This is a genomic window from Streptomyces sp. NPDC038135, from assembly GCF_055601245.1.
Genome location: NZ_JBVJXS010000002.1, coordinates 453,839 through 476,649, shown reverse-complemented (window position 1 = coordinate 476,649; position 22,811 = coordinate 453,839). Strand labels below are relative to the sequence as shown.

The following is a 22,811-nucleotide window of genomic DNA, read 5'->3' as shown; positions in this document are numbered from 1 at the left end:
GCCCTTCGGTCCGGGTGGCGCGGACGTCAGACCGCGTTCACGTCGTCCGTCTCGCCGGCGGAGGCGCCGCGCTGGCCCGGCAGCGCGGTGGTCAGCTCGGCGGCCTCGGCGGGGTCGACGTTGGCCGCGCCCAGCCGCGACTGCTGGCCGACGTTGCGGGTCTCGGCCTTCAGGGCGAGGTCGGCGACCGCCGCGTTGAACTGGTCGATCGACTTCGGCTCGTCCGGGCCCAGCAGGTACTGCTTGAGCTCCTTGCGGTCCCCGGCCAGCGGGTCGGCGGACGGGTCGCGGACGGCGTCCAGCAGTTCGCCCAGCTCGGCCGCGCTGTTGGACAGGATCGTCGCGGCGCGCACGGCGGTGTTCTGCCGCTTGAACTCCTCCACGCCCAGCTCGCCGGAGTCCGTGACCGCGTACGGCTTGCCGCTCGCGATGAAGTCGGAGACCACCGAGGAGATGTCGGAGACCATCGCGTCGGAGACGTTGAAGCAGTCGTACAGGCGCGGCTCGGCGCCGGTGATGACCTTGTGCTCGTACGCCGGGAAGGAGTTCCAGTAGGCGGCGTTCCACTCGGTGCGCAGCCGGGCGATCTCCTGGTGCCGCTCGGCGTCGACGATGCCGTCGCGGGTGGCCTCGGCCTCGTCGCCCTTGTCGCCGCCGGCACCGGCCAGCTCGGCGAGGCGGGCCTCGATCCGGGCCAGCTCGGCCCGGGCCCGCTCCTGCGCCGCGGTGTCCGCGGTGAAGCGGGGGTCGGCGGCGCGCTCCGCGGCGGCCTTCTCGACCAGGGCGGTGACGCGCCGGTGCGCGGCGCCGGCCTGGGCGCTGACGGTGCCAGTGAAGGGGTGCGGCTTGTACAGGACGCGCACCGGCGGATCCGCCTTGACCAGCTTGCGGACGATGTTCTCACCGGCCAGCACGATCGAGGTGTTGCCGGGGTTGCCGTCCCAGCCCTCCCAGGTGGGGGCGTAGAGCACGGTCGGGACGCCTCCGCCGGCGGCTTCGCCGCGACGCCCGGGGGTGATCGGCGCGAGCTGCGGGCGGCCGACCTCGACGATGTCCTCGTCGCGGACGCCGACGTCGGCGATGGCGTAGCGGTCGCGGCCCGCCCGGCCGGCGGTCCACACCTCGTCGTAGACCTTGCTGTACGGGTTGACGCTGGCCAGCTTGTCGCTGTCGCCGTGGCCGATGAAGACGTGCTTCATGGTGGGCACGCGCAGCAGGTGGATGTTCTTGCCCACGTTGGCCGCGTAGAGGGCGACGCGCACCGTCGACAGGTCCAGGTTCATCAGGTGCACCCCTCCGGGCACGCAGATGACGGGGACGGTGGTGGGGGCGAGGTTGTTCAGGATGGCGCGCTCGCGCAGGATGATCAGCGGCCGGGTCTCCAGCTGCTCCATCGTCTCCAGCCACATGTTGACCTGGTACGCGGAGTCCTTGGAGCCGGAGAAGTACAGGACCGTCTCCGGCTTGTAGGCGGCCAGCCAGTCGTCCACGGCGGCGAGCACGGCCTCGGCCTTCGGCGGGGTCCGCCGGCCGCGCACGTACGGCAGCAGCACCGCGACGTACAGGCAGCCGAGGGCCACCGTGACCCCGGAGCCGACGAAGCCGACGAACGCGTCGTCCAGCGCGGCGGAGACCAGGAGGCCGGCGACCGCGAACAGGTCGAGGTGCAGCATCTTCTCCGCGGAGCGGTGCAGCAGGCGGCGCGGCGGCGCGTCCGGGATGCGGATGCGGGACTTCAGGTCGATGTTGCGGGTGGCGACCGGCATCCGGCGGCGGTTGCGGATCAGCGTCACGAGCGCGCCGTGCGGAGCCTGCAGGCCGTAGAAGGCGATGAAGCAGGCCACCGCCGCGTAGAAGACCAGGTTGTCCGCGAGGGACATCCGGGCCAGCAGCAGGATGAGCAGCAGCTGCCTGATCAGGAACCGGATCGACAGGCCGGCCCGGACCTTGCTCAGGCGGTTGATGAGATAGCTGCTCCTGCGGTGCAGAAAGTGGTCCGCCAGGTACGTCACGGCGGCCGCGACCACGAAGGCGTAAACGCTGGGTATGAGCGCGGCCACCATGAGGCAGGGGAAGCCCAGCATCATGAGGGCCGCCGCGGCCAGCTCGGCCGCGCTGCCCACCCGGGCGACGCGAATAGCGGTGGATATCACGGAGAAACCTGCTCTGGGAGGGGGGAGTGCCGGTTTTGTTCGGTATTGCCGGAATCAGGCGGCGATCGCGGGCCTTACCGATTTTTAAGAGGGGTACGGACTCAGGCCTCTGCGAACGCCCAGTGAATGAGCGAGCGCAGAGGCCTGAATTCCCAAAAGCTATTTACCGCGATTATTACACGCCGTCCTGACGGTCCAACACGGTGGCCAGAGCCTGCTCGAAACCGGAGGCCTTGGCGGCGCCCGCGGTCGGGTCCTGCTGGCGGACGTCGATGACGTGGCCGGTCAGCTCCGAGAGCAGCACGTCCAGGGAGGTGCGGGCCACCGCCTCGGAGGAGAGCAGCGAGCCGGCCGGCTCCTGGCCGAAGGCCTTGGTGCGCATCGGGGTCGCGGTGCGCTCGGGGTTGATGCAGTTGACGCGGATGCCCTCGGACGCCCACTCGTCGGACAGCGCCTGGGTGAGGTTCACCATGGCGGCCTTGGTGGAGGAGTAGAGGCTGTACTCGGCGCGGCCGCGGGTGTAGCTGCTGGAGGTGTAGAGCAGGAGCTGGCCCTTGGTCTCCGACAGGTACTTGTAGGAGGAGCGCGCGATCTGCACCGGGGCCAGGTAGTTGACCTTCAGCGCCTCCTCGATGGTGGCGTTGTCGGTCTCGGCGAGCTTGCCGATGCGCAGCACGCCCGCGGTGTTGACCACGTAGTCGATCCGGCCGGTCTCCGCGTACGCCTTGGACAGCGCGTCGTCGACCTCCTCCGGGTTCTCCACGTGGGTGCCGGTGGTGGAGCGGCCCAGCGCGTACACGGAGGCGCCGTAGGACTCGGCGAGTTCGGCGATGTCCTTGCCGATGCCGTAGGAGCCGCCGAAGATGACGACCGTCTTGCCGGTCAGCAGCTCGCGGTAGTCCTCCTCGCCGTTCTGCTCGGGGGCGGCCGTGGAGGCGAGCTGGAACAGCTTGTCGGCGATGAAGACGTCGACCGGCTGGGTCACCTTCATGTTGTACTCGTCACCCGCGACGACGTGGATCGGCACGTCCGGCAGGTACTTGAGCACGACGGAGCAGTCGTCCGTGGCCTGGAAGTTGGGGTCGCCGGCGGCGACCTCGTAGGCGCGGCGGATCGTGGACAGCTTGAAGGCCTGCGGCGTCTGGCCGCGGCGCAGCCGGGAGCGGTCCGGGATCTCGGTGATGAACTCGCCGTCCTCGCCGTGCGTGCGCGTGACGATGATGGTGTCCGCGGACGGGATGGCCACGTCCACGGCCTGGAAGCGCTCCAGCGCGGTCACGCAGTCGTCGATGACGCGCTGCGAGAGCAGGGGGCGCACGGCGTCGTGGAAGAGGACGTTGAGGTCCTCGCCCTCGGCCAGGCCCTCACCGAGGGCGGAAATCGCGCGCTCGGTGGTCTCGTTCCGGGTCGAACCGCCCTCGATGACCTTCTTGACCTTGGTGAAGCCGGCCTTGGCCACGATCTTCTCGATGTCCGGCACATAACCGGGCGCCATCAGCACGATGATGTCGTCGATCGAGTCGGCGTTCTCGAAAGTGGTCAGCGTGTGCTCGATGACTGCCTTGCCGGCGATCTTCAGCAGCTGCTTGGGGATCGAAAGACCCACCCGCTGACCGGTGCCACCGGCCAGGACGACTGCGGTGGTTCGGGGCTTGGCTATGTGCTGTGACACAGGCTGACCTACCTTGGGGCGACAGGGAACGTTCGAAATGGTCCCACTTCGGGTAACCGCTGTGCAAGGTGAGTGACGTCCCATGCATATGTGCGCGCCACCTGTCATTCACCTGGCGCCCCGGGTGATTGGCCGACGGCCGGCGTGAACCTCCGTGGAATTGCTGTGAGTAAGTCCACAGGTCCCTCACAGGCCCCGGCGGGAGGGGTTGTTCCTCCGGGGGCGTCCGGGGCTCCGGCGAGGACGGTACCGGCTGCTCGGGCGCCGTGGCCGGCGGGTCCGGGCCGCCGAGGACCCGGGCGCCGAGCGCGCCGGGGCCGCCCAGCGAGGGGGCGGCGATGCGCGCGTCGGCGGGCGCGGGACCGCACATGTTCTCCATATGCGTCACGGCGCCGTTGCGGACCAGCCGGGAATGCAGCTCGTCCCGCAGCCCATTGCCGCGGAATTCGACATCAAGATTCCGCAGCATTTCGGTCTCGGCCAGGAACCGGCCGCAGGAGATTCCCCGGCAGTCCGAGCTGCGCCTCGAAGGTGCGCGGCAGCGCACCCGGCATCATCCTCGCCGGCGGGCGCTGCGTGACCAGCACGTGCACGCGGTCGCCGCCGACCAGCCCGGCGGTCCGGCGGTCCGGCGGTCCGGCGGTCCGGCGGTCCGGGCGATCGTCGCGTCGTCCGCCCGGTGGCCCTCGTCACACGGCCCGGACGCCGGGCTCGCCGGGTTCCACCCGCAGCCGTGCCAGGGTGCTCGCGGCCGACTCCGGCGCCAGGACCGTGTCGACGATCCGCACCTGGGCGTCGAGGCCGTCGCGGCCGATGCCGAAGAGGTGGTGGCCCCGGTGGGCGTCGACCACCTTCCCGTGCGGGTTGTCCGCCTTCAGCGGGTCCCACTGGGCGTGGAAGGCGGCCTGGTCCTGGTCGCCGTCGCTGGAGACGGACGTGCCGACGAACTCGGCGCCGACCACGGCGGATTCCGGGTCGGCGAAGTCCCTGCTCAGGTCCCTGACCATGGTGAGGTGCCGGTCGCCGCAGAGCACGACCGGGTTGCGGACGCCGGCGAACTCCTGGAGCAGGGCGTTGCGTTCGGCCTGGTAGCCGTCCCAGGCGTCGTAGTACGCAGCCAGAGCTGGGCGGAGGCGGCGGCGCCGAGGACGGCGGCGCCCGCGGTCAGAAGGCGGCGTCGGTCGGGCTGCGGTGCTGCTCCGGTCATGCCCCGGCTCCCTTGCCGCACACGGCTCGGGTTTCACTCGCGGACCCTCGGAAGCTCCCACGGCCGCGCTGCCCGGCCGCCGAACGGCGGCATGCGCGTGCATGACAAGCAGACGGACAACAGAAGACCCGCCACGGCGCCGGTCCTCGAAGAGGACGTGGTGGCGCCGTGACGGGTCACGGGCCGTCAGAAGACGACGACGTCGGTGGCGGGGTTCGCCGGGCGGACCCCGGGACGGGGTCCTACTCGAACGGGTCGAACTCGTCGTACTCGCGCAGCGCCTCGTCGCGCTCGGCCTGCTTGTCGCGCCGACGCTGGACGGCCGGCCGCGCCGCGTCGAAGCGGTGGTCCTCACCGCGCCGGCCCAGCATCTCGGCGCCGGCCATGGCGGTCGGCTCCCAGTCGAAGACGACCGCGTTCTCCTCGGGCCCGATGGCGACGCCGTCGCCGACGCGGGCGCCCGCCTTCATCAGCTGGTCCTCGACGCCGAGGCGGTTCAGGCGGTCGGCGAGGTAGCCGACGGCCTCGTCGTTGTTGAAGTCCGTCTGCCGCACCCAGCGCTCCGGCTTCTCGCCGCGCACCCGGAACAGCGGCTCGCCGCCGACGTCCTCGCGGGTGACCGTGAAGCCCGCGTCGTCCACCGCCTTGGGACGGATGACGATCCGGGTCGCCTCCTCCTTCGGCTTCGCGGCCCGCGCCCTGGCGACCAGCTCACCGAGCCCGAAGGTCAGCTCCTTCAGGCCGATGTGGGCCACCGCCGAGACCTCGAAGACGCGGTAACCGCGCGCCTCCAGGTCGGGGCGCACCATCTCGGCGAGGTCCTTGCCGTCCGGCACGTCGACCTTGTTCAGGACGACGATGCGGGGACGGTTGTCGAGGCCGCCGTACTGCTTCAGCTCCTCCTCGATGATGTCGAGGTCGGAGACCGGGTCGCGGTCGGACTCGAGGGTCGCGGTGTCCAGCACGTGCACCAGCACGCTGCACCGCTCCACGTGGCGGAGGAACTCGAGGCCGAGTCCCTTGCCCTGGCTGGCACCCGGGATCAGGCCCGGCACGTCGGCGATGGTGTAGACGGTCGAACCGGCCGTGACGACGCCCAGGTTGGGCACCAGGGTGGTGAACGGGTAGTCGGCGATCTTCGGCTTGGCCGCGCTGAGCACCGAGATCAGCGAGGACTTGCCCGCGCTCGGGTAACCCACCAGGGCCACGTCCGCGACCGTCTTCAGCTCCAGGACGATGTCCTGCAGGTCCCCCGGCTCGCCGAGCAGCGCGAAACCGGGCGCCTTGCGGCGGGCGGAGGCCAGCGCCGCGTTGCCGAGGCCGCCCCGGCCGCCCTGGGCGGCGACGTACGAGGTGCCGTGGCCGACCAGGTCGGCGAGCACGTTGCCGGCCTTGTCCAGGATGACGGTGCCGTCCGGCACGGGCAGGACCAGGTCCTGACCCTCCTTGCCGGAGCGGTTGCCGCCCTCGCCGGGCTTGCCGTTGGTCGCCTTGCGGTGCGGGGAGTGGTGGTAGTCGAGCAGCGTGGTGACCGACTGGTCTACGGTCAGGATCACGTCGCCGCCACGGCCGCCGTTGCCGCCGTCCGGGCCGCCGAGCGGCTTGAACTTCTCACGGTGGACGGAGGCACAGCCGTGGCCTCCGTTACCCGCGGCGACATGCAGCTCGACGCGGTCCACGAAGGTGGTCATGGTTCATGCCTCCAGAACTACGGTGATGTCTCTTGCGTAACACGCGAAAGGCGGACCCGCCTTCCCGCTCGGGAAGTGAGGTCCGCCTCGCGAAAGGTTCGAACGGAACGCTCGGGTCAGGCGACCGGAACGACGTTCACGACCTTGCGGCCACGGTGGGTACCGAACTCCACCGCACCGGGCTGCAGCGCGAACAGCGTGTCGTCGCCGCCACGGCCGACGCCGGCGCCCGGGTGGAAGTGGGTGCCGCGCTGGCGGACCAGGATCTCACCAGCGTTGACGACCTGACCGCCGAAGCGCTTCACGCCGAGTCGCTGGGCATTGGAGTCGCGACCGTTCCGGGTGGACGATGCGCCCTTCTTGTGTGCCATTTCTCCTCAGTCCCTTACTTCGCAGCCGCGGGGATCTCAGTGACCTTGATCGCCGTGTACTGCTGGCGGTGGCCCTGGCGACGGCGGTAGCCCGTCTTGTTCTTGTAGCGCAGAATGTCGATCTTCTGGCCCTTGTGGTGGTCCACGACCTCGGCCTGGACCTTGATGCCGGCCAGCACCCACGGGTCGCTGGTCACAGCGTCGCCGTCGACAACGAGCAGGGTCGAGAGCTCGACCGTGTCGCCAACCTTGGCGGTGGAAATCTTGTCAACCTCAACGATGTCGCCGACAGCAACCTTGTGCTGGCGACCACCGCTGCGCACGATGGCGTACACGCGGATCTCACTCTCTCGCTCGGGAACGGCACCCCCGCAGTCCAGCCGCCCGGGCATGAACACGGACAGCCTCTCCCGGCCGCCGAGGCACCCGGGAGGAAGAGGTTTACGGGGATGTGGCGTGTCACTCGACACGCCGACGGTCTAGGTTACGGGGCCACGGCCGAAGGGGTCAAACCGGGCCCCGTGGGCGCGGGGCCGGTCACGTGGACCGGCCCCACTTCCCGGGGCGTCAGCCCTCGTCGCCGGCGGGGACCGTGGTGGTCTTCTTCGCCGTCGTCTTGGCGGCGGCCGTCTTGGCGGTCTTGGCCGCCTTCTTGGCCGTCGTCTTCTTGGCGGCCGTCTTCTTGGCCGCGGTCTTCTTGGTGGCCGCCTTCTTCGCGGTGGCCTTCTTGGCGGTCTTGCGGGCCGCCTTCTTGGCCGGAGCCGGCTCCTCGACGCCCTCTTCGGCCGCCGGAGCCTCGCCCGCCGCCTCCGCGGCGGCCGGGGCCTCCTGCGGCGCGGCCGACGGGACGACCGTCACGGCCGTCTCCTCGGACGCGGTCGGCGCGGTGGCCTTGCGCACCGCACGGCGGCGCGGGCGGGCCGGGGCGGCGCTCTCCGCCTCGGCGGCCGGCGCCGGGGCCTCGGCCTCGGGCTGCTCCACCGGGGCGGCGGGCGCGGTCTCCGACACCGTCACCACGGCGGCCTCGGCTCCCGCGGGGGAACCGGCGGGCGCCGACACCTTCCGGGTCGCCCGGCGGCGCGTACGGCCCTTGGGCGCGGCTTCCTCGGCGGGCGCGGCCTGCGGCTCCGGGACCGTCTGGTCCTCGGCGGCCGCAGGCTCGGCCAGCGCCTCGGCGGCGGGCTCGGGACGCACCGGGCGCGCCGCCGCCTCGTCGGCGGTGACCTCCTGGGCGGTCGGCGCGGCGGCGGCCACGGCGGCCTCCGGCTCCGGAGCCTGCGCGGCCTTCTCCGCCTTCGGGGCCCGCTCCGCCTTCGGCGCACCGGCCGGCGCCGAGGCCCGGCGGCTCGCGCGGCGGCGGGAACGGCCGCGGCCGGCGGCCGCCTCCGCCTCGGCGACGCTGCTGTACAGCTCCTCGTCCGGCGCGAAGTCCGGCCCGGGCAGCGCGACGGGCTCGGCGAGCTCGGCGGCCACCTCGACGGCGGTCTCCACCTCGGGCTCGACGGCCTCGCCGGTCTCCACCGCCACGGCGGCGGTCTCGTGCACGTGCTCCTGGGCGTCACCGCCCCGGCCGCGCTTCTTGCGCTTGCCGCCACCGCCACCGCCGCCGGCCGCGACCGGCTGCTCCATGTGGACGATGACACCGCGGCCGTTGCAGTGGACGCAGGTCTCGGAGAACGACTCCAGCAGGCCCTGGCCGACCCGCTTGCGGGTCATCTGCACCAGGCCCAGCGAGGTCACCTCGGCCACCTGGTGCTTGGTCCGGTCCCGGCCCAGGCACTCCAGCAGGCGCCGCAGCACCAGGTCCCGGTTGGACTCGAGCACCATGTCGATGAAGTCGATGACGATGATGCCGCCGAGGTCGCGCAGCCGGAGCTGGCGCACGATCTCCTCGGCCGCCTCCAGGTTGTTCCTGGTGACGGTCTCCTCGAGGTTGCCGCCCTGGCCGGTGAACTTGCCGGTGTTGACGTCGACGACGACCATCGCCTCGGTCCGGTCGATCACCAGCGAACCGCCGCTCGGCAGCCAGACCTTGCGGTCCAGCGCCTTGGCGAGCTGCTCGTCGATCCGGTAGGTGGCGAAGACGTCGACCTCGCTGGTCCACTTCGACAGCCGCTCGGCGAGGTCGGGCGCCACGTGCGAGACGTAGCCGTGGATGGTCTGCCACGCCTCGTCACCGCTGACGACGACCTTGGAGAAGTCCTCGTTGAAGATGTCGCGGACGACCCGGACGGTCATGTCCGGCTCGCCGTAGAGCAGCGTCGGGGCGTTGCCGCTCTTGGCCTTCTTCTGGATCTCCTCCCACTGCGCCTGGAGCCGCTCGACGTCACGGCGCAGCTCGTCCTCGCTCGCGCCCTCGGCGGCGGTGCGCACGATGACGCCCGCGTCCTCGGGGACGATCTTCTTGAGGATGGTCTTCAGCCGGGCCCGCTCGGTGTCGGGCAGCTTGCGGCTGATGCCGGTCATCGAGCCCTCGGGCACGTACACGAGGTAGCGGCCCGGGAGAGAGACCTGGCTGGTCAGGCGGGCGCCCTTGTGGCCGATGGGGTCCTTCGTCACCTGGACGAGCACCGACTGGCCGGACTTGAGGGCGGCTTCGATGCGGCGCGGCCCGTTGCCCATGCCGAGCGCCCCGAAGTTGACCTCGCCGGCGTACAGGACGGCGTTGCGGCCCTTGCCGATGTCGATGAAGGCGGCCTCCATCGACGGCAGCACGTTCTGGACCTTGCCCAGGTAGACGTTGCCGACGTACGAGGTCGACTGCTCCTTGTTGACGTAGTGCTCGACGAGCACGTCGTCCTCGAGCACGCCGATCTGGGTGCGCTCGCCGTGCTGGCGCACGACCATCACGCGCTCGACGGCCTCGCGGCGGGCCAGGAACTCGGCCTCGGTGATGATCGGGACCCGGCGGCGGCCCTGCTCGCGGCCTTCGCGGCGGCGCTGCTTCTTGGCCTCCAGACGGGTCGAGCCCTTGATGGACTGCACCTCGTCGGACGGCTCGGCGGGCTTGCGGGGTTCGCGGACCTTGACGACCGTGCGCTCCGGGTCGTCGGTGGACGACTCGGCCTCGCCGCCGCTCTCACCGGCGCGGCGACGGCGACGGCGGCGACGGCGGCTGGAGCTGGAGCCCCCGGACTCCTCGTCCCGGGCCTCCTCGGCGTCCTCGTCCTCCTGCTCGGCGGTGTCCTCGGCGTCCTGCGCCGCCTGCTCGGCGGCCAGTTCGTCGGACTCGGCGTCCGCGCCCTCACCGGCCTCGCCCTCGGCGGCGTCACCACGGCGACGGCGACGGCCGCCCCGGCGGCGACGGCGGCGCGAACCGGACTCCTCGGAGCCCTCGGCCTCATCGCCCTCGTCACCCTCGGCGAGGTCCTCGGCGGCCTCCTCGGCCTCCTCCGGCTCCTCGGTCTCGGCGGGACGCGTCTCCTCGGCGGCGGCGCCCCGGCGGCGACGGCGGCGGCGCGCGCCGGCCTCGGCGCGCTCCTCCGCGTACGCCTCGGGCTCCTCCTCGGGCTCCTCGGTCCCGGCCGCCTCGGCCGCGGCCTGGGCGGCGGCCCGCTGCGGGGTCTGGAACTGCGGCTCGGCGAACACCGGCGCCTGGAACACGGCCACGGCGGGCCGGGCCGGGCGGCGCGGCGCCCCGGCCTCGTCGGCCTCGGACTGCGCGGGCGCGGCGAAACCGGTCGCGGCCTGCCGGACGACCCGGCGACGGCGGCGCGGGGCGTCCTCCTGGGCGGGAGCCTCGGCGGCGGGTGCCTTCGGCTCCTCCGGGGTCTTGGTCTCCTCGGCGGCCGCGGGGGCCTCCTCGGCGGCGGGAGCGGCGGCACCGCGGGTGGCGCGGCGGCGGGTGCGGCGCGGAGCGGCCTCTTCGGCCGCCGGGGCGGCCGTGGGCTCCTCCACCGGGGCCTCCGCCTCGGGGGCGGGCTCGGCGGCGGCCGGTGCGACGGCCTCGGCGGTCTCGGCGGCGGCCGGGGCTCCGGCGGGCGCGGACGCACGGCGGGGCGCCCGACGGCGGGTACGGGCGGCGGGCGCGGCATCCTCCGTCGCCTCGGGAGCCTCGGCGGCGGCCGGGGTCTCGACGGCGGGGGCGGCCTCGGCGGCGGCCGGAGCGGACTCCGGAGCGGCTGCGGTCTCCGCGGCCTTCGGCGCACCGGCGGGCGCGGCGGCGCGCCGGGTGGCGCGGCGGCGCGGGCGGGCGGGCGCGGCGTCCTCGGTCACGGCCTCGGGCTCCACGGCTGCCTCCGCCTTCGCCTCGGTCTGTGCGGCCTCGGTCCCGGCGGCGGGCGCCACGGCCTCCGCCTCGGCCGGGGCTCCGGCGGGCGCGGACGCCCGGCGGGTCGCCCGACGGCGGGTACGGGGCGGTGCGGGTTCCTCAGCGGCCTCGGGAGCGTCAGGCGCCACGGCAGCCTCGGCCGGCGCGGCGGACCCGGCGGCCCCGGCGGCCGGTACGACCGTCTCGGCGGCCTCGGCGGCGGCCGGCGACCCGGCCGGCGCGGCGGCACGCCGGGTGGCCCGGCGGCGCGGCCGGGCGGGAGGTGCGGGCTCTTCCGCCGCGGCGGGTGCCTCGACGGCCTCCGCCTCGGCGATGTCGTCGACTTCCGCGGCCGGTATGGCCGGCACGGTGACCTCGGCGGGTGCCTCGGCCGCGCCGGGCGGGCCCGCCGGGCGGGAAGCGGCACGGCGACGCCTGCGCGGGGGCAGGGTGTCGCTCGGCGTGTTCAGTTCGGAACCCTCGTTGGGTTCGGTCGGTTCGAGCATGCGGGCGTTTCTCCCGTCAGGCTCCCGGGCGCCGCGCCTGGTCCGGTGCCGGTCCCGGGGAACCGGTCACCGTTGACGTCCGCGGTCCGCGTGATACGCGGTGACCGCCGTCCGGGGCGCGGGCGCCGCACGGGAGCACTCTGTGTCCTGTCTCGCCGGTTCCGTACGCCTTGTCGGTACGGCCTGGCGAAAGTCTTCTGGTCGGTGCGCTGCCCGACCCAGGTGGCTCCCGAGTACCAGGGCGGCGCTACGACGTCCGTCCCTACGCGGAACCTTCCGGCGTCGGCGCCGTCGCGGCGGCGGCCGGTGCGGCCGTCAGGGCCTCGGCTGCCTCGCGGTCGGGCGCGAGCGGGTCGGTCACCGTGCCGGTCTCTTCATCGAACAGCCCCTGCGCCAGCCTGGTCACCGCTGCGGGGACCGGCGGCGCCAGGTCGGCCACGGCGCGGAGACCGGACAGGACGTCGTCGGGTCGTACGGCAGGCGTCACGTGCCGAACAACCAGCCGCAGTATCGCACAGGGCTGGTCGGTCGGCCCATCAGCGCGCGAACTGTGCGTTTCCAGGTTCGCGACCGCCGGGCGTGCGTCGAAGGTGCGGACGCCGTTCTTGGTCATGCGCTGCACCTCGACGGTGTCGGCCTCGATGAAGGCCTCCACCGCGCGCCGGGCGTCGACCGGGTCGACGCCGTCCAGCCGCAGCTCCCACACGGAGGCCGTGAGCCGGTCGGCGAGTCCCGAGGTCCGCGCCTCGACCGCGTCGACGATGTCGAGCCCGGTGGGCAGCGACTCGTCGAGGAGGACGCGCAGCGTCTCGGGGTCCCGCGCCGCGGTCAGCGCGATCTCCAGGTACTCCGCCTCGCTGCCCGTGCCGGTGGGTGCGGCATTGGCGTACGACACCTTCGGATGCGGTGTGAACCCCGCCGAGTACGCCATGGGCACCTCGGCGCGGCGCAGCGCACGCTCGAAGGCGCGCTGGAAGTCACGGTGGCTGGTGAACCGGAGGCGGCCGCGCTTGGTGTAGCGCAGTCGGATGCGCTGCACCGCGGGTGCGGGCGGCGGGCCTTCGGGCTGTCGCTTGCCCAGTGTCCTAGTCCTTCGTGAGTGCGGTGGTACTCCTACCAAGAGTACGTGTCCCGCGGCCTCCGGGTTCCCGCCGGTCCCCGGCCGCCGGCGGGCCGGGTTCGCCGAGCAGCGTCCGCCTGAGGTCGGCACGGGCCTGCCGTACGGTGGCGCGCGCGGCGGCCAGCGCCTCCCGCACCCCGCGCCCCACCGCGCGCGCCGCCTCGGCGGCGGGCCGCAGCACGAGGTCCCGTACGGCGTGCCCGACGGGGGTGAGCACCGTCCGGTACACCCAGCGCACCGGCTCCACGAAGACCCACCGCAGGACGGTCCCGAGCACCCACCCGACGGCGCGCGAGATCCGCCCGGCGATCCGCCAGGCGTGCCGGAAGGCCTCCGCGGTCTCCCGGGCGACGACGGCCAGGACCCGGCCCACGGGCGCCAGCACCCAGTGCCACAGGGCGAGGGCGGGCAGCACGAGCAGGACGCGGGCCGTCCAGTGGAGGACGGCGCCGACGCCCGTGACGACGGCGGTCGCGAGCCACGCCAGCGCCCGCCCCACGGGCGCGAGCACCCATGCGTACAGCAGGCGCGCCGGGACGACCAGCAGGCACCGCGCCAGCCAGGCCACGGCGGCGAACACCCCGGCCCCGGCCGCCGCGAGCAGCAGGCCCGCGCCCTTCAGCAGCCAGGCGATCCCCCGCCCGACGGGTGCCAGCACGCGCGCGTACAGCCACCCGAGCGCGGCCCCGATCGCCCGCGCGACCCGGGCGAGCCCATGCCCGAGGGGCGTCAGCGCGTACCGGTACAGCCATCGCGCCGGTACCACGACGAGTACGTTCCCGAGCCACCCCAGCGCCTTCCCGGCGGGCACCGCGACCCACCGCCACAGCGCGACGAACGGCCAGACGAACAGGGCCCGTCCGAGCCACCGCACAGCCCGGCCGAGCGGACGCAGCACCGTGCGGGACAGGAACCGCCCCGCGACGGTCAGCGCGTCCCACGCCAGCCGCACGGGCACCACCAGCACGAGCACGGCGATCCGCACGGGAACGCGGATCGCCACGGTCAGGCAGCCTTGCGGATGCTGCGGCCGGGCGGGCGGCTTGTCGAGGTCCATACCCGGGTAGACGCGGCGGACGCCCCCGCGGATGCGCTAGACCGCGCGTGCCTTGTACGACTCCGGGTAGCGCTCGGTGAACCTGACGACCCCGACCAGCAGGACGATCGGGACGACCCAGTTGAACCAGTCCTCCATGGACGGGTTCCGGACGGCCAGCCAGGTGGAGAGCGCCATGAGGGCGAAGACGACGCCCCAGGCCGCGGTCAGCACCCGGTTGATGTGCGCGAAGACCGGTGAGTCCCAGTATTCGCGGGGCGTCTGCTGCCGGGCGTACTGCGCCGTGAAGGGATCGGCGAACAGCGACCCCAGCGCGACGACGGCCACGACGCCGTTGGAGATGACCTGGGCGTAGGTCTCCAGCCAGAGGAGCTGCGAGCGGTCCAGGGCGAGCGCCAGGACCGTGAGGACCGCGAAGAACACGATGCCGACCATGTCCAGGAGGAAGAACCTGCCCCGGAGCATGTCCTTCCCCGACAGCACGATCGCGGCGATCAGCGCGGCGAGCGCCGCGTACTCCCAGGTGCTCGGGCTCGCGACCACTCCGAAGATGATCCAAGGGGCGAACGAGAAGAACACGCCACTCGTGCCCACGGGCTTCTGCGTCGGTGCCTTCGTCGCCGTCTGCTGCGCCATCGGAGTCCTCCCGTCGGCCGTCGGGCCCCCTTCCCCCATCGTCCCGTGACCGGGCGCCCGCCGCCCGCTGACCGCCGAGCTGCCCCGCATCTACTCGACGACCGTCGTCAACGGCAACGGCGCCGCCATCACCCGTGCCGCCACCGCTCCCGCCTTCCGCATCCTCACCGTCGACGGCGGCAACCTCACCCTGCGGGCGCTCACCATCACCAGGGGCGACGCGACGGGCAGCCCGATCCAAACCGGGGCCGGCGGCAGCGTCGTCGTCACCGGCAACGGCACCCTGAACGCCAACGCGGTCGTGATCCAGGGCAACCGGGCGGACTTCGGAGGCGGCGTCAGCACCTTCAGCGGCTCGACCACGACGATCAACGCCAGTGTGGTCGCGGGCAACACCGCCGGCAGCGACGGCGGCGGCATCGCCAACATCGGTCAGCTGACGGTGCGCGCCAGCAACATCAGGAGCAACGAGGCGAACACCGGCGGCGGCATCGCCAACGGCGTCCCCGGCGTCCCCGGCGGCACCTCCACGATCAGCATCAGCAACAACACCGCCCACGGCAACAACCCGGGTGGCATCTACAACAACGGCGGCACCGTGAACCTGACGCTGTCCACGGTCATCAACAACACCCCCAACAACTGCGCGACCAGCCCGACCCCGGTCCCCGGCTGCTTCAACTGACGGACGACGCCGGCACGAGGCGCCCCCTCCGGTCGGGAAGACGGCCGGCGGGGGCGCCCGCATCCGCTCACTCCCCCGCGGGCCCGGGCGACTCGCCGTCCGCCGACGGCAGGTCCTGCTCGGTCCAGAGGGTCTTGCCGGTGGGGGTGTACCGGGTGCCCCAGTGGTGGGTCATCTGGGCGATGATGAACAGGCCCCGGCCGCCCTCGTCGTCGCTCGCGGCGTGGCGCAGGTTGGGCGTGGTGTGGCCGGTGTCGGAGACCTCGCAGATCAACGTCCGGTCGCGGATCAGGCGCACTTGGATCGGGCCGCCGACGTAGCGGATGGCGTTGGTGACGAGTTCGCTGACGATGAGCTCGCTGGTGAACGCCAGGTCCTCCAGTTCCCAGTCCCGCAGCTGCTTGCCGACGGCCGTGCGGATGCCGGCCACCCCCGCCGGGTCCGGCGGCAGCTCCCACTGGGTGAACTGGCTCCGGTCGAGCAGCCGGGTGCGGGCCACGAGCAGCGTGGCGTCCACGTCCACCGGCCCGGGCAGCAGGGCGGTCACCGCGCGTTCGCACAGCTCGTCCAGCGACGCCCGGTCCTGGTCACCGGCGAGGACCCCGGAGAGCCGCGCGAGCCCGGCGGCACGGCCGGGGGCGGCCTGCAGCAGGCCGTCCGTGCACAGGGCGACGAGACTGCCCGGCGGCAGCCGCAGTTCCATGCTCTGGTAGGGCGCACCGCCGACGCCCAGCGGCGGTCCGGGCGGCAGCTCGGGATAGCCGACCACTCCCGTCGGTTCGACGACAGCCAGCACCGGGTTCCCGGCCCGCGCCAGGCTGCACTGCCCGGAGACCGGGTCGTACACCGCGTACAGGCAGGTCACGCCCCTGGCCTCGTCAGCATGCGACTTCGGGGGGCTCGGGCCGCCGTGGCCGTCCCCGCGCTCGTGCGCGGTCTGCTCGACCAGGTCGTCGAGCCGGGACAACAGCTCGTCCGGGGTCAGATCGAGCCGGGCCAGGACGCGGACGCCCGTACGCAGCCGGCCCATCGTGGCGGCGGCGCGCAGGCCGTGCCCCAGCACGTCCCCGACGACCAGGCCGACCCTGGTGCCGGACAGCGGGATCACGTCGTACCAGTCGCCGCCCACCCCGGAGCCGTTGTCGGCGGGCAGGTAGCGGCTCGCCGAGGCGAGAGCGGTGTGCGACGGCAGGCGGCGCGGCAGCAGGCTCCGCTGGAGCTTGAGGGCGACCCCGTGTCCGCGGGTGACCACCGGCATCAGCAGCAGACCGAGCAGCAGGGCGCCCAGACCGATGACGGTGACCCCGCCGGTCGGCCCGAAGAGCGGCAGGTCGACGCTGGTCGCGCCGTAGTCCGGGGCCGCGTAGACGTAGGTGGCGTAGAGGAACAGGGCGAGCATGATCACGCCGCCCAGGCCCGGCAGCACGCCCTTGAAGACGAGGTCCTTGGTGCTGCGGTCGAGGATCTTGCGGTAGTACCAGAGGCAGGCGAAGCCGGTCAGGCCGTAGTGGAAGGTGATCGCGAGGCCGACCGAGTCGACCGAGTCGGCCAGCGCGTTCCCGCTGAAGGACGTCAGCAGCAGGAGGAAGCCGATCGAGACCGCGCCCATCCCGACGGTCGACCAGGTCGGGGTGAGGAACCTGCGGTGCACCCGGGCGAACCGGGCGGGGACGGCCTTGTGGACCGCCATGGAGAAGACCGTCCGGGCCAGCGGCAGGATGGTGGTCTGGGTGGACGCCAGCGCCGAGGTCAGCACCATCAGGATCAGCAGCCTGGACAGCACGAGGCCCGTGTCGCCGCTGCCGAAGACGGCCTCGCCGAGCCCGGAGAAGACGTCGTCCGAGTTGTCGGCGTTGCCGAGCCCGACACCCGAGCCGCCGGTCCCCGCGAAGGCCTGCGCCGACGTGGACACCAGGGCGTACATGATCAGCAGCAGTACGGTGGACATGACCGCCGCGCGGCCGGGGATGCGGGTGCTGTCGACCGTCTCCTCGTTGATCGAGACCGCGGTGTCCCAGCCCCAGTAGATGAAGACCCCGGCCAGCAGACCCGAGGTGAGGGCCTTGACCGAGGTCACCTCGAAGGGGTTGAACCAGGAGGCGGAGACGTGGAGCGCGGTGGGCGGGGGGTCGGTGTAGACCCTGACCAGCGCGGCCACGGCGAAGACGAGCAGCATCCCCACTTCCATGCAGAGCAGCCAGCGCTGCAGGGCGGCGGAGAACTCGATGCCGACGTAGCAGACCGTGGTCAGCACCACGATCCAGACGATGCCGGCCGCGGTGGTCCACAATCGGTCCTCCGCCAGCCCGTCCTGGCCCACCAGCCGGAAGCTGTACGTGCCGGCGATCTCGGCGAGGCTCGCCATGACGATGACGTTGGCGACGACGATGCCCCAGCCGCCCATCCAGCCGGTGCGGGGGCCGAAGGCGCGGGTCGCCCAGGTGAAGGTCGTCCCGCAGTCGGCGTTGCTCGCGTTGAGTTCCCGGAAGGCGTACGCGATCAGCAGCATCGGTACGAACGACAGCATGATGACGATCGGGGCCTGCAGGCCTACCGCCGCGACGATCAGGCCCAGGGTGGCGGCGAGGCTGTAGGCGGGGGCGGTGGAGGCAAGCCCGATGACCACCGAGGAGAACATGCCGAGCGCGTCGTTCTTGAGCCCTTTGCGGCCGGCGCCCGTCCCGGGAGCGGGGCGGCCGGCGGACCCTGCGCCGCCAAAATGCCACACACTCGATTCCAACGCCGGGCCACAGACCCCGCAACAGCGCGGGGCGCCCGCGGATCCCTGATCCGCGGGCGCCCTCCGGCCGGTTCGAGCCGGTCCGCCGCTGGGCGGGGCCGGTCAGAACGCCTGGTTGTTGCAGCCCATGTCCGAGCCGAGGTGGCTCTGCTGCGCGCCCGGGTTGCCCTCGCCGTTCAGCAGGTTGCCCGCGAGGCCGGTGAGGGCGCCGACGCTGCCGAGCACCTCGATGTTCATGTCGTGCGAACGGCACTCGACGCCCTGCGTGACGTCGATGTCGTGGCCGGGCTCACCGTGTGCGGAGGCGGTGGTGGCGCCGAACGAGCCGACGGTGCCGAGCATGGCGCCGACGAGGACGGCCTTGTGGAGCTTGCGCATGGGTTCTCCGTTGTTTCGGGGGGATCTACGACGGGAGTGGATCGGTGGCGCCGCGGGCGTCCGCGGCGGGGCGGTCAGCCGAGCCGGGGAAGCCCGAGCTGGCCGACCGGCGGCGCCGCGACCTGACCGAGGCCGACCGGAGACAGCCCAGGGCCGCTCGGGGGCGCGATGATCGGGTTGACGAGCGGGTTCACCTGCGGGTTGACCTGGGGGTTCACCTGCGGGGCGACATGCGCCGGGGGCTCCTGGGCGGCCTGGGGCATGGCCACCTGCGGGGCGACCTGGGGCATCACCTGGGGCATGACCTGCGGGACGACCTGCGCCGGCTGCGCGGGAGCGGCCTGCTGGTACGGCGCCGGCTGCTGGTACGGCTGCTGCTGCGGGTACGGCGCCGGCTGCGCGTACGGCTGCTGCGGGTACTGCTGCGGCGCGTACGGCGCCGCCGTGGCCTGGGCCGAGCCCTGCGACACGGCCGACGCCGAGGCGTACCCGGTCTGGGGCGCCTGCGGAGCCGGGGCCGGGGCGTAGACCTGGGGGGCCGGCTGCGGAGCCGGGGCCGGGGCGGGAGCGTAGGCCTGCGGTGCCGGCTGCGGGGCCGGGGCGGGTGCGTACGCCTGAGGCGCCGGCTGCGGGGCCGGGGCGGGAGCGTACGCCTGAGGCGCCGGCTGCGGGGCCGGGGCGGGCGCCGGCGCGTAGGCCTGCGGCGCCGGCTGTGGAGCGGGGGCCGGGGCGTAGCCCTGCGGGGCCTGCTGATCGGGACCCGGCGCCGGTGCGGCGCTGCCCTGTCCGACTGGAGAATCGGCATGGCTGACGCCTACGCCGATGACGGACAGACCGCCGGCCGCCGCTACAACGAGCGCGGCCTTGTGAAGCTTGCGCATGAAACCCTCGGCCCTTCGATACCTGAAAAGGGAAAGCAATTGCGTTCGGTGCCGTCACGCGCATAATCGGTGCGATATTCACACCGCACCGTCAGTAGCGTTGCTCCTGATCGGCACGCGGACGTCGCGTGAAGCGGGCAGCGAAATTCCTCGCCCTTAGAGAGTCCACCTCGCTGCCCTCTCCCCGTCGGAACGAGAATTCCCACGCCGTGGTCACGGGTGCCGGAAGGCCTGTCACCCATTTGCCACATCCCGGTGAGAGGCGTCACGGCACATTGCGGCCTGCGCCTTTGCGTCGAATGGGTGACCCCCGGCCCGCGGCCGTGTCCGCGGCCGTTTTCGCCTCGTTCCCCACGGGCCGGACGCGACGGTCCATCGCAGCCGTCGGCCGCGCCGGGCAGCGGGACAGCGAAGGCCGTTCCGCACCGTCACCGTTTCACCAGGTTCCGCGCACAGGTCAACGAAGGGCCGAGGATTCCATGCGCAAGCTTCAGCACGTCGCGCTCGTCATCGCAGCTGCGGGCGGTCTGTCCGCCGTCGGCGCCGGCCCGAGCTCCGCCGCCCCCGCCACCTACAACGGGACCGTTCCGCCACCCGTGTCACAGCCGGACGCCCAGGCCGCGTCGGCCACCTCCTCCCAGGCGACCGCGCAGACCTACGGCTCGCCGGCCCCGCGGCAGGCGGCCGCCGCCCCGGAGCGCGGCGCCGAGGTCGCCCCCCAGCTCAACCCGCAGCTGAACCCGCAGATCAGTCCCCAGATCTCGCCCCAGGCCCAGCAGAGCCCGCAGGGCGCCCCGCAGACGGTCAACCAGGGCGGTGCGGTGAGCCAGAGCAACCTGTTCCGCCCGTACCAGGAGTGCAGCCCGCAGAACCTGCTCGACGCGAACGTCCCGGTCGCCCTGCTGGCAGCCGCGCAGACCCGTGGCGTCGACTGCACCCAGGCCAACAGCCAGTCGAACTCCCTGGCCAGCGCCCAGCAGTACTGACAGCCGGACGCCCCCGTCCGGGCCCGGCCCGGACGGCACGCGATCCGACGGTCCGTCATATCCGCTGCGCGGTACGGGTTTCTCCGAGAGGCGTGATCAAAGAACGGCGCGTCGTTGCCCGTTTTGGGATATTACGCACTAATGTCCCGTAACTGTAAAACGTCGATCTGCCACAGATCGCACCCCCCACTCCACCGGAGATGACATGCGCAAGCTTCGCAATGTTGCCGTCCTGGTCGCCGCCATCGGCAGCCTCGGACTCGTCGGCGGCACGGCCCACGCCGCGGGCGGCAAGGGCGGCGACCACGGTGACAGGTTCAACATCACGCAGAGCTCGAACTGCAAGTCGCACGACCTGAACCTGGACCTGCTCGGTGAGGTCGGCCTGCTCGACGGCGTGCTGGGCAACGGCCTGAACGGCGAGGGCAGCCCGGGCGCCCAGAACACCCACATCGGCTCGACCATGGGCTGCAACAACAGCGCCTTCTGAGCCCCGCTCCGGCGCACCGACGCCGGAGTGTGATCGGTCCCGGCACCGCGGCCCGCGCCCGGTGCCGGGACCGATGACGTTCCCCACGGACCTCACCCCCCTCACTCCTCGGGAGATCACATGCGCAAGCTCCGCACGACCGCCCTCCTCATCGCCACCATCGCCGGCGCCGGGTTCTTCGGGGCGGGCGCCGCCCACGCCGGCGAAGGCTGGGGCGGCAAGAGCGGCGACGAGTTCAACATCCAGCAGAGCAGCACCTGCCGCTCGCACGACCTCAACGCCGACGTCCTCGGCGAGGTCGGCATCGCCAACGGCCTCGGCGGCAACCTGCTGAACGGCGAGGGCAACCCCGGCGCGCAGGCCACCAAGATCGGCTCGACCATGGGCTGCAACAACACCGCCTTCTGAGCCCCGCTCCGGCGCACCGACGCCGTGCAGCGAATGGTCCCGGCACCGCGGCCCACGCCCGGCGCCGGGACCATCGGCGTTTTCGACCCCGGCCCCTGACGGGCCGCACGGCGAGCCCCGGTGTCCCGACCCGCGGTCGGGACACCGGGGCTCGCCGCTTTCCGCGGCGGTCCGCCCGTGCCGGCGGCCTTCAGAAGTCGAGGTGCGGCTTCTTGAAACCCTTGGGCAGCTCCGCCGTGTTGGAGCAGTCCACGACCTGGCCGGTGCTCGTGGACTCCTCGCCGGTGGCCTCGTCCCCCGAGAACATCACGTGCGGACGGTCGGCCGTCGAGCAGTCCTGCTTCTGCTGGACGATGTGCGTGCCGTCCTTGTCGACCCGGGAGTCGTTCTTCTGGACGCACACGGTGCCGCCCTGCGCGGTGCTCTGGCAGCCGCCCGGGAGCCCGGCCGCCTGCGCCTGGCCGCCGCCGAGGCAGAGCGCGGCGAGGCTCCCCACGAGCCCCGAGACCGTGGCGATCTTCCTTGCGTTGAACATGTGTGGTGTCCCCTTTCTCAAAACGGCAGGCCCGGACGCCTCGCCTGTGACCGGCGTGCGTCCGGGCCGATGTTCCTGAACACCGCCCCCGGCGGCCGGACTTGTCGTCCGGCACATCCGACGGCGGAATGGACGCAGCCCGGGCGCGTGCCGTTACGGCCGGCGCGCGCCCGGGCTGTCTTCGCCACGGTGTCACCAGGACACCGGTGGACGGAGTACGTCGTTACTGGTCCTCGCCGTGCTCGCCGTGCTCGCCGTAGCCCTGCTCGGGCTCGTCGTTCTTCTGCTCCTCCTGCGGCGGCTGGGCCTGCTCCTCCTGCGGCTGGGCCTGCGGCTGCTCCTCCGGCTGGCCCTGCGGCTGGACGTAGTAGCCGCCACCGACGGCGACGGCGTTGGCCGAGGAGTTGGCCACCGCACTGATCGCCGGAGGCGCGTCGTTCTCGCCGGCGAAGCTGGCTCCGGCCCCGAGCATGGACAGTCCGGCCACCGCCGCCGCTACGATTGCAGCGCGCTGAAACTTACGCATGGAATGACCCTTTCTTACCCGGGCGAGTGCCCGGATCGACTACGTGGTGTGAGGATATACACACTCTCCGTAGTTGCCGAGGATCTACACTCCCCATGTCGTATCCGCAACTCCAGCGGCGGCGGTCCGGCGGGGCCGGACGGCCGGGCCTCCCGGCGCTCAGGACATGAGGCCGAACAACCCCTTCTCGCCGTCGCTCTCTTCGGGTGGCACGCCCGTCGTCGCCGGATCACAGGTGACCTCGGGTCCGAGCCGGGTGACCCCGGCGCCGAGGGCGGCGGGCAGCCTCACGGGCTGCACCGGCACGCAGGTCTCCCGGTGGGGCATGACGCCGCCCTCGGGCACCTCACCCGTGATCCGCTGCGTACAGCTGATGTTGCCCTGGAGGTCGGGAGTACAGGGCGTCGGACCTGCCGCGGCGAACGCCGGGGTGATGCCGGCGCAGGCCACGGTGAGGCCGCCGACGAGCCCCGAGACGGCCGCGATCTTCATCCTGCTGAACATGTGCTGCGTCTTTCTC

At 72.7% G+C, this 22,811-nt stretch carries 19 protein-coding genes and 1 pseudogene; 4 read left to right on the top strand and 16 right to left on the bottom strand.

Annotation, left to right across the window (positions count from 1 at the left end):
- Positions 1 to 26 precede the first annotated feature (26 nt).
- The 10 genes and pseudogenes from ACZ7JA_RS06450 to ACZ7JA_RS06405 all read right to left on the bottom strand — a co-directional run bounded on the left by ACZ7JA_RS06450 (position 27) and on the right by ACZ7JA_RS06405 (position 14,662).
- On the bottom strand, positions 27 to 2,153 hold the full coding sequence (locus ACZ7JA_RS06450) for a hypothetical protein (protein WP_351659394.1): 2,127 nt from the start codon (positions 2,151 to 2,153) through the stop codon (positions 27 to 29).
- A 175-nt stretch (positions 2,154 to 2,328) separates the two neighbouring features.
- Positions 2,329 to 3,825 (bottom strand): bifunctional cytidylyltransferase/SDR family oxidoreductase, encoded by a 1,497-nt coding sequence (locus ACZ7JA_RS06445; protein WP_351659391.1) that lies wholly within the window; start codon positions 3,823 to 3,825, stop codon positions 2,329 to 2,331.
- A gap of 689 nt (positions 3,826 to 4,514) precedes the next feature.
- Positions 4,515 to 4,937 (bottom strand): annotated as a pseudogene (locus ACZ7JA_RS06440) (alkaline phosphatase D family protein); the annotation flags it as partial.
- 337 nt (positions 4,938 to 5,274) lie between these two features.
- Positions 5,275 to 6,723: a GTPase ObgE gene (gene obgE / locus ACZ7JA_RS06435; RefSeq protein ID WP_351659388.1), complete on the bottom strand. Its 1,449-nt coding sequence runs from the start codon at positions 6,721 to 6,723 to the stop codon at positions 5,275 to 5,277.
- A 116-nt stretch (positions 6,724 to 6,839) separates the two neighbouring features.
- Complete coding sequence (gene rpmA, locus ACZ7JA_RS06430; protein ID WP_018846648.1) at positions 6,840 to 7,094, bottom strand: 50S ribosomal protein L27; 255 nt, start codon at positions 7,092 to 7,094, stop codon at positions 6,840 to 6,842.
- Between the two features lie 14 nt (positions 7,095 to 7,108).
- On the bottom strand, positions 7,109 to 7,429 hold the full coding sequence (rplU, locus tag ACZ7JA_RS06425; protein ID WP_004931419.1) for a 50S ribosomal protein L21: 321 nt from the start codon (positions 7,427 to 7,429) through the stop codon (positions 7,109 to 7,111).
- 232 nt (positions 7,430 to 7,661) lie between these two features.
- Entirely contained in the window at positions 7,662 to 11,849 is a 4,188-nt protein-coding gene (locus ACZ7JA_RS06420; protein ID WP_470807478.1) for an Rne/Rng family ribonuclease, read from the bottom strand.
- Positions 11,850 to 12,111: 262 nt separating this feature from the next.
- On the bottom strand, positions 12,112 to 12,888 hold the full coding sequence (locus ACZ7JA_RS06415; RefSeq protein ID WP_351659381.1) for a TIGR03936 family radical SAM-associated protein: 777 nt from the start codon (positions 12,886 to 12,888) through the stop codon (positions 12,112 to 12,114).
- Between the two features lie 46 nt (positions 12,889 to 12,934).
- Entirely contained in the window at positions 12,935 to 14,026 is a 1,092-nt protein-coding gene (locus ACZ7JA_RS06410; RefSeq protein ID WP_470807473.1) for a hypothetical protein, read from the bottom strand.
- Positions 14,027 to 14,062: 36 nt separating this feature from the next.
- Positions 14,063 to 14,662 (bottom strand): DUF3159 domain-containing protein, encoded by a 600-nt coding sequence (locus ACZ7JA_RS06405; protein ID WP_470807471.1) that lies wholly within the window; start codon positions 14,660 to 14,662, stop codon positions 14,063 to 14,065.
- A gap of 301 nt (positions 14,663 to 14,963) precedes the next feature.
- On the opposite strand from ACZ7JA_RS06405, the gene ACZ7JA_RS06400 reads away from it, so the two are divergent.
- Positions 14,964 to 15,347 carry a hypothetical protein gene (locus ACZ7JA_RS06400; RefSeq protein WP_470807469.1) on the top strand — a complete coding sequence of 128 codons (384 nt, stop codon included), beginning with the start codon at positions 14,964 to 14,966 and terminating at the stop codon, positions 15,345 to 15,347.
- Positions 15,348 to 15,414: 67 nt separating this feature from the next.
- Here ACZ7JA_RS06400 and ACZ7JA_RS06395 read toward each other — a convergent pair whose 3' ends face one another.
- From ACZ7JA_RS06395 to ACZ7JA_RS06385, 3 genes are all read right to left on the bottom strand, one after another.
- On the bottom strand, positions 15,415 to 17,985 hold the full coding sequence (locus tag ACZ7JA_RS06395) for an amino acid permease (protein ID WP_470807467.1): 2,571 nt from the start codon (positions 17,983 to 17,985) through the stop codon (positions 15,415 to 15,417).
- A gap of 204 nt (positions 17,986 to 18,189) precedes the next feature.
- Positions 18,190 to 18,465 (bottom strand): hypothetical protein, encoded by a 276-nt coding sequence (locus ACZ7JA_RS06390; protein ID WP_351659367.1) that lies wholly within the window; start codon positions 18,463 to 18,465, stop codon positions 18,190 to 18,192.
- Positions 18,466 to 18,539: 74 nt separating this feature from the next.
- On the bottom strand, positions 18,540 to 19,346 hold the full coding sequence (locus tag ACZ7JA_RS06385) for a hypothetical protein (protein WP_470807465.1): 807 nt from the start codon (positions 19,344 to 19,346) through the stop codon (positions 18,540 to 18,542).
- A gap of 479 nt (positions 19,347 to 19,825) precedes the next feature.
- Between ACZ7JA_RS06385 and ACZ7JA_RS06380 the strand changes: the two genes are divergently transcribed.
- The 3 genes from ACZ7JA_RS06380 (at position 19,826) to ACZ7JA_RS06370 (ending at position 21,230) form a co-directional block, all read left to right on the top strand.
- Entirely contained in the window at positions 19,826 to 20,332 is a 507-nt protein-coding gene (locus ACZ7JA_RS06380; RefSeq protein ID WP_351659362.1) for a hypothetical protein, read from the top strand.
- A 205-nt stretch (positions 20,333 to 20,537) separates the two neighbouring features.
- Positions 20,538 to 20,822, top strand: a complete 285-nt coding sequence (locus tag ACZ7JA_RS06375; protein WP_351659359.1) for a hypothetical protein — start codon at positions 20,538 to 20,540, stop codon at positions 20,820 to 20,822.
- A gap of 120 nt (positions 20,823 to 20,942) precedes the next feature.
- Positions 20,943 to 21,230, top strand: coding sequence for a hypothetical protein (locus tag ACZ7JA_RS06370; RefSeq protein WP_351659356.1), 288 nt, complete (start codon positions 20,943 to 20,945; stop codon positions 21,228 to 21,230).
- A 190-nt stretch (positions 21,231 to 21,420) separates the two neighbouring features.
- Here ACZ7JA_RS06370 and ACZ7JA_RS06365 read toward each other — a convergent pair whose 3' ends face one another.
- From ACZ7JA_RS06365 to ACZ7JA_RS06355, 3 genes are all read right to left on the bottom strand, one after another.
- On the bottom strand, positions 21,421 to 21,765 hold the full coding sequence (locus ACZ7JA_RS06365) for a hypothetical protein (RefSeq protein WP_470807463.1): 345 nt from the start codon (positions 21,763 to 21,765) through the stop codon (positions 21,421 to 21,423).
- Positions 21,766 to 21,988: 223 nt separating this feature from the next.
- A complete protein-coding gene (locus ACZ7JA_RS06360; protein WP_351659351.1) occupies positions 21,989 to 22,291 on the bottom strand; it encodes a hypothetical protein in 303 nt (100 codons plus the stop codon).
- Between the two features lie 159 nt (positions 22,292 to 22,450).
- Positions 22,451 to 22,795 (bottom strand): hypothetical protein, encoded by a 345-nt coding sequence (locus ACZ7JA_RS06355; RefSeq protein WP_351659348.1) that lies wholly within the window; start codon positions 22,793 to 22,795, stop codon positions 22,451 to 22,453.
- Positions 22,796 to 22,811 lie beyond the last annotated feature (16 nt).